This window comes from Pseudomonas sp. Ant30-3, assembly GCF_000690905.1.
Taxonomy (GTDB): domain Bacteria; phylum Pseudomonadota; class Gammaproteobacteria; order Pseudomonadales; family Pseudomonadaceae; genus Aquipseudomonas.
Map to the genome: position 1 here is coordinate 49,275 of NZ_JMCL01000011.1, position 10,884 is coordinate 60,158.

At 58.7% G+C, this 10,884-nt stretch carries 9 protein-coding genes; 6 read left to right on the forward strand and 3 right to left on the reverse strand.

Annotated elements, in window-relative coordinates; all coding sequences use genetic code 11:
- Positions 1-162: 162 nt before the first annotated feature.
- On the reverse strand, positions 163-1,083 hold the full coding sequence (choX, locus tag DU29_RS0102915) for a choline ABC transporter substrate-binding protein (protein ID WP_028620354.1): 921 nt from the start codon (positions 1,081-1,083) through the stop codon (positions 163-165).
- Positions 1,084-1,099: 16 nt separating this feature from the next.
- Positions 1,100-2,614 carry a choline-sulfatase gene (gene betC, locus DU29_RS0102920; protein WP_028620355.1) on the reverse strand — a complete coding sequence of 505 codons (1,515 nt, stop codon included), beginning with the start codon at positions 2,612-2,614 and terminating at the stop codon, positions 1,100-1,102.
- 114 nt (positions 2,615-2,728) lie between these two features.
- Here betC and DU29_RS0102925 point away from each other — a divergent pair, with 114 nt between their 5' ends.
- Positions 2,729-3,679, forward strand: a complete 951-nt coding sequence (locus DU29_RS0102925) for a choline sulfate utilization transcriptional regulator (RefSeq protein WP_028620356.1) — start codon at positions 2,729-2,731, stop codon at positions 3,677-3,679.
- A gap of 1 nt (position 3,680) precedes the next feature.
- On the opposite strand, the gene DU29_RS0102930 is transcribed toward DU29_RS0102925, so the two are convergent.
- The gene (locus DU29_RS0102930) at positions 3,681-4,340 is read right to left on the reverse strand and encodes an NAD(P)-dependent oxidoreductase (RefSeq protein ID WP_028620357.1); all 660 of its coding nucleotides are present in this window, start codon (positions 4,338-4,340) and stop codon (positions 3,681-3,683) included.
- Between the two features lie 83 nt (positions 4,341-4,423).
- On the opposite strand from DU29_RS0102930, the gene DU29_RS01000000129420 reads away from it, so the two are divergent.
- The 5 genes from DU29_RS01000000129420 to DU29_RS0102955 all read left to right on the forward strand — a co-directional run bounded on the left by DU29_RS01000000129420 (position 4,424) and on the right by DU29_RS0102955 (position 10,697).
- Positions 4,424-4,825, forward strand: a complete 402-nt coding sequence (locus tag DU29_RS01000000129420) for a DOPA 4,5-dioxygenase family protein (RefSeq protein WP_081832424.1) — start codon at positions 4,424-4,426, stop codon at positions 4,823-4,825.
- 225 nt (positions 4,826-5,050) lie between these two features.
- Positions 5,051-6,358: a CitMHS family transporter gene (locus DU29_RS0102940; protein WP_028620358.1), complete on the forward strand. Its 1,308-nt coding sequence runs from the start codon at positions 5,051-5,053 to the stop codon at positions 6,356-6,358.
- Positions 6,359-6,444: 86 nt separating this feature from the next.
- A complete protein-coding gene (locus DU29_RS0102945) occupies positions 6,445-7,212 on the forward strand; it encodes a TerC family protein (RefSeq protein ID WP_028620359.1) in 768 nt (255 codons plus the stop codon).
- A 297-nt stretch (positions 7,213-7,509) separates the two neighbouring features.
- Positions 7,510-9,168, forward strand: coding sequence for a Na/Pi cotransporter family protein (locus DU29_RS0102950; protein ID WP_028620360.1), 1,659 nt, complete (start codon positions 7,510-7,512; stop codon positions 9,166-9,168).
- 152 nt (positions 9,169-9,320) lie between these two features.
- Complete coding sequence (locus tag DU29_RS0102955; protein ID WP_028620361.1) at positions 9,321-10,697, forward strand: M16 family metallopeptidase; 1,377 nt, start codon at positions 9,321-9,323, stop codon at positions 10,695-10,697.
- Positions 10,698-10,884: the final 187 nt, after the last annotated feature.

Genomic DNA, 10,884 nt, shown 5'->3' on the forward strand with positions numbered 1-10,884 from the left:
TGGAGTTTTGCGCAAGGGTAGCAGGAGCAGATAATGGCAGGTGCGAGCTTGCTTGCGAAAAACCTGATGGCGCCTTAGGGCACCAGGCTTCCGGCGTTATCGTTAACGCCCATCGCGAGCAGGCTCGCTCCCACAGGAATCACAGGGTGATTCTCAGGTGAATCAGAGTTTGGCTTTCACCGCCGCCAAAGCCTCTTTCCCGTCAATGGTCTTCACGCCATCCAGCCACTTGTCCAGCACCGCCGGATTCGCCTTGATCCACGCCTTGGCGGCCTGGGCATTGGTGACTTTCTTGTTCACCACCTCAGCCATGATGCTGTTCTCCATGTCCTGAGTGAAACTCAGGTTGGTGAGCAGTTTGCCGACGTTCGGGCAGGCCTCTGCATAACCTTTGCGGGTTAAAGTGTGGACGCTGCCGGTGTCACCGAAATACTTCTCCCCGCCCTTCAGATAATGCATTTTCAACTGCACGTTCATCGGGTGCGGCGTCCAGCCGAGGAAGGTCACGAATTTCTGCTTCTTCACTGCACGTGAGACTTCAGCCAGCATGGCTTGCTCGCTGGACTCGACCAGCTTCCACTGACCCATGTCGAAGTCATTCTTCTTGATGATGTCCTGCAGCGAGATATTCGCCGGTGCGCCAGAGCCGATGCCGTAGATCTTCTTGTCGAACTTGTCAGCGAATTTGTTCAGGTCGGCAAAGTTATGCACACCCGCGTCCCAGACATAATCCGGCACCGCCAAGGTGAATTCGGTGCCGTCCAGATTCTTCGCCAGCTGCGTGACATCGCCGGTGGCGACAAACTTGTCGTAGAAGCCTTGCTGCGCCGGCATCCAGTTACCCAGGAACACATCCACCTGACCATCCTTGAGCCCGCCAAAGGTAATCGGCACGGCGAGCGTGTCGACTTTGGCCTTGTAGCCCATGCCGTCCAGCAGAAACCCGGTGATGGCGTTGGTCGCGGCAATGTCACTCCAGCCAGGATCCGCCATCTTCACCGTCTCGCAGCTTTGCTCGGCAAACGCCGATGCGCTGCCGAGCGCCAGTAGCCCGACCGTCAGTACTGTGGATAACTTTTGCATGGACTTCCCCTTAACATTATTGGTTTTGGCAGGGTTGTGGATAACGTGCTTTGCGCTCCAGATCATCCAGATCGATGTGGTTGCGCATGTATTGCTGACTGGCGTCCACCAGCGGCTGGTGATCCCAGCTCTTCAGCTTGCCGACCGTCAGTGCCTCGGCGACGAAACGCCGGCGACGCTGGCTGGCGAGCACCTGTTGATGAATTGTCGGGATATCCCATTTGGCCCGTGCTTCGGCCAGAAACGCTTCGAACAACAGCCGATGCTGCGGCGACTGACTCAGTTCTTCCTGTTCGCGCGGGTCGTTGTGCACATCAAAGAGTAGGCAAGGGTCGTCTTCGCTGTAGATGAATTTGTAAGCGCCACGGCGAATCATCATCAGCGGGCTGATGGTGCCTTCGGCCATGTACTCGCCAAACACCTCATCGTGGCCGCCCTGCCCTTGCAGATGCGAGACCAGCGATCGGCCATCCAGCGGCAGACCGGGCTCCAGCGAACCGCCGGCCAGTTCGACGAACGTTGGCAACAGATCCGCGGTCGAGACGGCAGCACTCACTCGGCCGGCGCCAAATTGTCCCGGCGCACTGATAAGCAGCGGCACCCGTGCGGCCATCTCGAACCAATGCATTTTGTACCAGAGCCCACGCTCGCCGAGCATATCGCCATGATCACCAGAGAAGACGATGATGGTGTCATCGATTAAACCGGTATCCTCGAGCGTTTGCAGGAGTTTGCCGACGTTGCTGTCGATATAGCTGCACGCGCCGAAGTAGGCGCGGCGCGCATCGCGAATCTTATCCACAGGCAGCGACTTGTCCCACAAGTCGTAAACTTTGAGCAGACGCTGCGAGTGTGGATCGAGGTCGGCCTGGGCCGGCGTTTCAGGCATCGGAATGTCGGCGTCGTCGTACATATCCCAGAAAGGCTTGGGAATCGTGTACGGATCGTGCGGGTGAGTCATCGATACCGTGAGGCAAAACGGCTGATCGCCGTCTTCGCGAATATGGTCGAACAGATATTGCTGGGCCTTGAACACCACTTCTTCATCGAAATCCAGCTGATTGGTACGCACGCAGGGACCGGCCTGCAACACCGACGACATGTTGTGAAACCAGGTCGGGCGCACATCGGGCTCGTCCCAATTCACCGACCAGCCATAGTCGGCCGGGTAGATATCGCTGGTCAGGCGCTCTTCATAACCGTGCAATTGGTCCGGACCGCAGAAGTGCATCTTGCCCGACAGCGCGGTGCGGTAACCGAGGCGCCGCAGGTAATGTGCATACGTCGGCACGTCGGCGGGAAAGTCGGCGGCGTTGTCGTAGGCGCCAATTTTGCTCGGCAGCTGGCCGCTGACCAAGGTAAAGCGCGAAGGCGCGCACAATGGGCTGTTGCAATAAGCGGCGTCGAACACCACACCTTCGGCGGCGAGGCGGCTGAGATTAGGCAGTTTGATAGGCGAAGGGCCGTAGAACGGCAACATTGGCGCGGCCATTTGATCGGCCATGATGAAAAGAATATTTTTGCGCTTCATGTGATCGCGGCATTCCATAGTGAATATTTATGCGAGAGTGCTGCGACCGAGCATGGAGTCCATATACTTTGTGGTAAAGCCCATGTCAGGCAATGACTAGGATAAGCACAGCTTATGTATGAAGCGTTGGGAGATTTGTCGCTGGATTTGCTCCGCGCCTTTGAGGCAGCGGCCCGGCAGCGCAGCTTTACGGCGGCGGCGGTCGAGCTTGGCACTACGCAACCGGCGATCAGCCAGCAGATCAAGCGGCTGGAGGACCAACTCGGGGCGCGATTGTTTGATCGGATCTATCGAGGCATTGAGCTGACCGAAGCGGGAACGATCCTTTTCGAGCAGGTTCAGCTCGGATTGCAGAACATCGACGCAGGTTTAAATGCGATCAGCGCGCAGCAACAGCATGAAGTCCTGCAAGTCGCCACCGATTTCGCCTTCGCCGCCTATTGGCTGATGCCTCGTTTGCACCGTTTCCATGCCGCACATCCGCAGGTGGACGTCAGCCTGGTGACCAGTGAGCGCAGCCATAACATGTTGCGCACCGATATCGACGTGGCGGTGCTGTTTGGTGATGGGCGCTTCAAGCAGGGCGAGAGTCATTGGCTGTTCAGCGAGGAAGTGTTCCCGGTGTGCAGCCCACTGCTGGTGAAAGACCGCCCTCTGCCCTTGCCTGCCAAAGCTTTGCTGGATTTGCCGCTGCTGCACTTGCGCGGGGAAAACAGCAGCAACTGGTTCGATTGGAGCGGCGTGTTTCGTGAGTTGGGCATCACTTCAGCGCCAGCGCCCGGGCAATTACGGTTCGACAATTACACCTTGCTGATTCAAGCCGCGATCGGCGGTCAGGGCGTGGCAATCGGTTGGCGGCACCTTGTGGATAACTTATTGGCCCAAGGTCTGTTGTGTCGACCGGTTACTGACGCGGTCATTTCGCGATTGGGTTATTACGTGGTGCTGCCGCAGCGTAAGCGGCGCGGGGAATTAATTCAGACATTCCTGGATTGGTTGATGGCCGAGCAGGCAAGCAGCGCGCAGTCGTTGAATGGCCTGCCGCTGCCGTCGGTTGCGGTTTGAATCAAGACGAGGCAGCCACAAAATTCACATGCTCACCTACATGCAGATTGAGGTGCAGCTCATCGGCAATCCCCACCGCTACACGGTTCAAGCGCTCGAGCGGTTCTTTCAAACCAGGCTCCAGGCTGCTGCTGACGTGGCTGAAATGCTCAATCGTCAGCCCGGCAACTCCGCGCGGCGCATTCACCAAGGTCCACTGCAGGCCACTGCTTTCCAGGGCTTCACGGATTTCTTCGGCGGCGTGACGCTGCAGCCGGTCCTCGATCTCGGGGTCGTCCAGCAGCTCGAAATCCCCTACTACAAACAATCTGGCGATGCCGGCAGCCTGCATGCCATCGATCAATGCATCCACGGCCAAGACTTGCTCTACCGGGCCTGGAACGACTTTCTCCACATGCTCGCTATTGAACGGCAGCCCCGGAGCGTCCAGCAGGCACACCACTGCCGAGCAACCCGCGACGCTTTGCTTGACCCGCTCGGCGTCAAACAGATCCCCAGTCTTGGCGCGCAAGCCGGGACGCGGCGCGAGTGCGGTCAGGTCATCGAGAATCGCGATCACTTCATGCTGACGTCGCAGCATTTCAGCCATCAGCGCACTGCCCAGGCTACTCATGGCACCATAGAGCACCACTTTCACCACCTGGGTTTCTGCATTTTTCATGGCTGAGGTCCCCTCTTGTTATGCGTATATGGCGTGTGACCTGCGCGCATCGTTGAGGGTTCGAAGATTTGGAGGGTTACCCGATGCAAGCGATCAAGGGCTATCACGCTCACGTCTATTTCAACGCCGGCACTATCGATCAGGCGCGCGCCTTGTGTGAGCAGGCGGTGCAGTTGTTCCCGGTGAAAATGGGGCGAGTGCATGAGCGCCCGGTTGGGCCGCATCCCGACTGGAGCTGTCAATTGGCTTTCGAACCGAATGCAATCGGCGACGTGCTGCCGTGGCTGGCGCTCAATCGCAAAGGCCTGGTGATATTTCTGCACCCAGACACCGGCAACGATTTGCTCGACCACACCGAGCATGCGATCTGGATGGGCGCCATGCGCCCGCTGAATCTGTCTATTTTTGATCAACAAACTCCGACGTGCCCGTCCGACGACCGGTTGTACTTCCGGTCAATGCTTTCATCGGCGAAAGGTCGGTGAAAGCTTGCGCGATTAGGATCGCCCTCACTGCCGGCAACAGACCGGTGGCCAATGCCAGGTTTTTCTGACTCGCACGGCCCATTTAACAACAACAATGGTGATCCTGATGTCCTTCGCAACCCGCCGCTTCGCTTTCACTCCGTCCGTACGTTTCGTGCTTCCCGTTCTGCGCTGACCTCGCCCGGTTCGCTCATTCCCTAGCCGCGCTACGCCTGGAGTATTCCCATGCTGACTTTCCTTGGCTTCGCCATGGTCATCACGTTCATGTTCCTGATCATGACCAAGCGCCTGTCCGCGCTGATCGCTCTGATCATCATCCCGATTGTGTTTGCGCTGTTCGGTGGTTTTGCGCCGAAGATCGGTCCGATGATGCTCGAAGGCATTACCAAGCTGGCGCCGACCGGCGTGATGCTGATGTTTGCCATCCTCTACTTTGCCTTGATGATCGATTCCGGCCTGTTCGACCCGGCGGTGCGCAAGATCCTCAAACTGGTCAAGGGCGACCCGCTGAAAGTGTCGATCGGCACCGCCGTGCTGGCGCTGGTTGTCTCCCTCGACGGTGACGGCGCGACCACCTATATGATCTGCGTCGCCGCCATGCTGCCGCTGTACAGCCGCATCGGCATGAGCCCGCGGATCATGGCCGGCCTGATCATCCTCGCCGGCGGCGTGATGAACATGACACCCTGGGGCGGCCCGACCGCACGTGCCGCCAGTGCGCTGCACGTGGACCCCTCGGACATTTTCGTGCCGATGGTGCCGGCCATGCTGGCAGGCGTCGTTGCCATTCTGGCGATCGCTTACTTCTACGGCATGCGTGAACGTGCGCGTCTGGGTGAGCTGCACCTGGTGGGCGATGAGATCGATCACAGCGAAATCAGCGTTTCGCAGTTTCCGGATGCCCGCCGTCCGAAGCTGATCTGGTTCAACGCCGCCCTCACGTTGGTGTTGATGTGCACCCTGGTTGCCGGTCTGTTGCCACTGCCGGTGCTGTTCATGGTGGCCTTCAGTATCGCAATGATCGTCAACTACCCGTGCCTGCAGATGCAGAAGGACCGCATTGCCGCTCACTCCGGCAGCGTGCTGGCAGTGGTCGGGTTGATCTTCGCAGCAGGGATTTTCACCGGTATCCTCTCTGGCACCGGCATGGTCGACGCGATGTCGAAGAGCCTGCTGGCGGTGATCCCGGACTTCCTCGGGCCATACCTGGCCGTGATCACCGCACTGGTGAGCATGCCCTTCACGTTTTTCATGTCGAATGACGCATTTTATTACGGCGTGTTACCGGTGCTTGCCGAAGCAGCCAGTCATTACGGTATAACCGCGGTGGAAATGGCACGTGCCTCGATCGTCGGTCAACCCGTCCACTTGTTGAGCCCGCTGGTACCATCGACTTATCTGTTGGTGGCGCTGGCCGGGATCGACTTCGGCGATCATCAGCGCTTCACGCTGAAGTGGGCAGTGCTGGTTTGCCTGTGCATACTGGTCGCCGCATTGCTGATGGGGATTTTTCCGCTGTTCAGCACTCTATAAGCCCAAGACTCATCACGTCGGGTCCAGGCTTTGTGGTTTGAAGTCGGGACCCTTCGTGGTTTTAACAATCGCTCAAAGGAATACACATGGAATGGCTGACCAACCCTGAGATCTGGGTTGCCTTCTTGACACTGACCGCCCTGGAAATCGTCCTGGGTATCGATAACATCATCATGATTTCGATCCTGGTCAGCCGCATGCCCAAGCACATGCAGCAGCGCACCAGGATTTTTGGCCTGGCCCTGGCCATGATCACGCGGATTCTGTTGCTGCTGTCGATCACCTGGGTCATGCGCCTTACCGCCGACCTGTTCGAAATGTTCGGCCAGGGCATTTCCGGGCGAGACCTGATCCTGTTCTTCGGTGGCCTGTTCCTGCTCTGGAAAAGTTCGCAGGAGATGTACCACGCGCTGGAAGGTGAGGATGAGACTCACGATGAGCCGAGCGTCAAGGGCGGCAACTTCCTCTACACCATCATCCAGATCGCGATCATCGACATCGTGTTCTCGCTGGACTCGGTCATTACCGCTGTCGGCATGGTGTCGCATGTACCGGTCATGGTCGCTGCGATTGTTGTCGCGGTACTGGTGATGATGCTTGCGGCTGGCACTATCAGCGCATTCATCGACAAGCACCCGTCGCTGAAGATGCTGGCACTGTCGTTCCTGTTGCTGGTGGGCACCGTGTTGATCGCCGAGTCCTTCGAAGTTCACTTGCCAAAAGGCTACGTGTATTTCGCCATGGCGTTCTCGCTGGCGGTGGAAGCCATCAACATCAAAATGCGCACCGCAATGGCCAAGAAGCGCAAACAGCAGGATCCGGTGAAACTGCGTAAGGATGTTCCTGGGCAGTAACTGGATGTCTGTCGGGTAACGCAAAATCTGTGGGAGCGAGCCTGCTCGCGATAGGGCCTTCACATTCAGCATTGTTGCTGACTGACAGGTCGCTATCGCGAGCAGGCTCGCTCCCACATTGTTTTGTGCCGCCGCAAAGCTTTGGCCTCCATGACACTTTTGTTTCAATCACTTCTTTAGCTATGCGATGCTGGCGCGCAGACCGTTAGCCAACTACAGCTTAAGTAAACCAACGTAGATCGTCGCGCGGCACCGTCAACTTGTCCCTATGGGACGCTGCCACCCCAGGGGGCCTTTATGCTCACCCTGCTCAATCTGTTATCTGCCGTGGCTCTGTTGATCTGGGGCACGCACATCGTCCGAACCGGCATCCTGCGGGTTTATGGTTCCAATTTGCGCCATGTGATTGGCCAGAATATGTCCAAACGCGGCTGGGCGTTTATTGCCGGAATCATCGTGACCGCGATGGTGCAGAGCAGCAACGCTACCGCCATGCTCGTTACGTCCTTCGTCGGTCAAGGCCTGATGGCGCTGACTCCGGCGCTGGCGACCATGCTGGGGGCCGACGTGGGTACCGCGCTGATGGCGCGGGTGCTGACCCTTGATCTGTCGTGGTTGTCACCTCTGCTAATCTTCCTCGGGGTGATTTTCTTTCTGTCGCGCAAGCAGACCCGTCTTGGCCAGATGGGCCGCGTCAGTATTGGTCTGGGTCTGATCATCCTGGCGCTGCAGCTGATTGTTGAAGCGGCGGCACCGATCACTCAGGCCCAAGGCGTGAAGGTGATTTTCGCTTCGCTAACCGGTGACATTCTGCTCGACGCCCTGGTCGGCGCGCTGTTCGCGATGATTTCCTACTCCAGCCTCGCCGCCGTCCTGCTGACCGCAACGCTGGCCGGTGCGGCGGTGATCAGCTTGCCAGTGGCGATCGGTCTGGTGATCGGCGCCAACATCGGCAGCGGCATCCTGGCGTTCATGAGCACCAGCATGCAGAACGCCGCCGGGCGCCAGGTTGCGCTGGGCAGTCTGCTGTACAAACTGATCGGCCTGCTGTTGATCATTCCGGTGCTCGACCCGCTGGCGCACTGGATCGACGGCCTGGACTACAGCCCGCAGGAAATGGTCATCGGTTTTCACCTGCTCTACAACACCGCGCGGTGCCTGATCCTGCTGCCCAGCGTCGGTCCGATGGCCAGGCTGTGCGCCTGGTTGCTGCCGCAGCGACCGGAAACCAATGGCACCGCCAAACCCCGTCATCTCGACCCGACGGCCCTGGTCACGCCAAGCCTGGCACTGGCCAATGCGGCTCGGGAAACGTTGCGCATCGGTGACCTGATCGACAACATGCTCGAAGCCATGCTCGACGTGTTGAGCGGCAAACAGACTGCCGTCACCCAGCAAGTGCGACGCCTGACTGATGACGTCGAATCGCTTTACAGCGCGATCAAGCTGTATCTGGCGCAAATGCCAAGGGAAGATCTGAGCGATCACGACAGCCGGCGCTGGGCGGAAACCATCGAGCTGGCGATCAACCTCAAACTCGCCAGTGACCTGATCGAACGCATGCTGCGTAAAGTGCAGCAGCAAAAGACCTCGCAGCGACGGTCGTTTTCTGAAGTCGGGCTGGAAGAGCTGGCGGGACTGCACAGCCAGTTGATCGCCAACTTGCGATTGGGGCTGTCGGTATTTCTCAGCGCCGACAAGGAAAGCGCCCGTCAGTTGTTGCGCGAGAAACGCCGGTTTCGCGCACAGGAACGCCGCTTGGCCCACGCGCATGTCAGTCGCCTGCAACGCAAGATCGTGCAAAGCATCGAGACCAGTTCGCTGCACCTGGAGCTGATCGCCGACATGAAGCGCCTCAATTCATTGTTCTGCAGCAGTGCCTATGTGGTGCTGGAAACGTCCGACACCGGCGCGCTGGCGGCGGATGATTTGGCCGACATCACGCATTCGCCTTGAACGACTGGCGGCAGGGTTAGTCAGTAACTTTGGTTCCGGTTCAAGATCATCCGAGCAAGCTCGCCCCGCACCTTACAGGTAGGAGCAAGCTTGCTCGCGATGGTTGCCCGGAAAGCGACACGGATCTCCAATCAGTCGTATGGAAGCTCGCTATGCGTTGTCTGTTGCTCGCCTGTCTATTGCTTGGCTCACTTCCCGCGTTCGCCCTGGATCGTTTTCAGGTCGAAGGTTACACGCTGCCCAACGGCCTGCAATTGCTGCTCAAACCCGGCACAGAGCGCGGGCACGTGGCGATCCGCCTGGTGGTCGGCGTTGGCATGGATGATTTCGCCTGCAACGAAAAAGAGCTGCCGCACCTGCTTGAACATCTGCTGTTCAGCGGCATAGATGCGGCGGGCGAAGGCGGTCTGGAGGAGCGCATGCAAGCACTGGGCGGTGAATGGAACGCTTTCACCAGCAACGCCGACACCACCTTCGTAATTGAAGCACCGGCGAAAAACCAGCGCAAAGTCCTCGACCTTCTCCTCGCGCTGCTGACCCAGACACGCATCGATGACAACGCTATCAATGCCGCCAAACAAGTGGTTGAGCGTGAGGAAGGGGGTCACTACACGCACTTGCAGCGTTGGCTCGATCGCCAGGACCTCGGGCACACGGCCAGCAATCAGCTGGCAATTGAGCTCGGCCTGAAATGCCCGGAGCGCGCCGAGGTCGACCACCTCACCCAAGAGCAACTCGAAACCGTGCGCGCGGCCTGGTATGCACCCAACAACATGACCCTGATTATCGTCGGTGACCTTGAGCGCTTGCTACCGGCTTATCTGGAGCGGGCCTGGGGCGCACTGGAACCCGTAGACCCCACCGATCACCCGCCACTGCCGGAGATCAATGCCAGCGCGGCGCATGAGCGTACGCTGAGCCACGGTCTGGTCGGCGGAAGCGCCAAATTGCATTGGTTGGTGCCGGAACCGGTGCTGGAAAATCAGCACGATCAAACCTTCGATTTGCTCAAGGATTACCTGGATTGGGCGCTCTATCGACAGCTGCGCCTGAGCCATGGTTTGTCCTACGGGCCTTCCGCCGAGCGCGAACTGTTCGGCGGGGTCGGCTTCATGAGCCTCAACGCTGACCTGGAGCGCGACGACGTGCCCCAGGCCGAACAGGTGCTGGAACAGTTGAAGGCCGAGCTGCTCAAGGACGGCTTGAATGCCGAAACCTTCGACCGTCTCAAGCAGGCTGCCATCGCCCGTCAGGCCTGGGCAGTTCAAGGCAACAGCGCGTTGGCCGATTACTATTGGAGCGCTTTGGGAAATTATCAGGACGGCCGTTTCGCCGACCCTGCCAGAGAGCTCAAGGGCGTGACGCTGGCCGAGGCCAACGAGGCCATGCGTGAATTGCTCAAGCAGCCCGGTTATCTGCGAGTCGAGAAGCCACTGATGAGTGACGATCAGTTTGTCTGGGCGGTTGCCGGGAGCCTGGCGCTGGTCGTGCTGGTGCTGTTGAGTTGGCGTGTTTATCGCCGTCGGTAGCCATCCTGTGCTGCAGGGAATTTTGTGGCGAGGGGATTTATCCCCGTGGGTTGCGAAGCGGCCCTATTCACACGTTTTGCGACTGCTGCGCAGTCGAACGGGGATAAATCCCCTCGCCACAGTAAGTGTTCCATTACGGATTTTGTGTTTGATCAAAGTGACTGCCTCTCCTCGCCACGCCGCCCCA

Coding starts and splice junctions, on each gene's coding strand:
- choX (WP_028620354.1), bottom strand. CDS start 1,083: ATGCAAAAGTTATCCACAGTACTGACGGTCGGGCTACTGGCGCTCGGC.
- betC (WP_028620355.1), bottom strand. CDS start 2,614: ATGAAGCGCAAAAATATTCTTTTCATCATGGCCGATCAAATGGCCGCG.
- DU29_RS0102925 (WP_028620356.1), top strand. CDS start 2,729: ATGTATGAAGCGTTGGGAGATTTGTCGCTGGATTTGCTCCGCGCCTTT.
- DU29_RS0102930 (WP_028620357.1), bottom strand. CDS start 4,340: ATGAAAAATGCAGAAACCCAGGTGGTGAAAGTGGTGCTCTATGGTGCC.
- DU29_RS01000000129420 (WP_081832424.1), top strand. CDS start 4,424: ATGCAAGCGATCAAGGGCTATCACGCTCACGTCTATTTCAACGCCGGC.
- DU29_RS0102940 (WP_028620358.1), top strand. CDS start 5,051: ATGCTGACTTTCCTTGGCTTCGCCATGGTCATCACGTTCATGTTCCTG.
- DU29_RS0102945 (WP_028620359.1), top strand. CDS start 6,445: ATGGAATGGCTGACCAACCCTGAGATCTGGGTTGCCTTCTTGACACTG.
- DU29_RS0102950 (WP_028620360.1), top strand. CDS start 7,510: ATGCTCACCCTGCTCAATCTGTTATCTGCCGTGGCTCTGTTGATCTGG.
- DU29_RS0102955 (WP_028620361.1), top strand. CDS start 9,321: ATGCGTTGTCTGTTGCTCGCCTGTCTATTGCTTGGCTCACTTCCCGCG.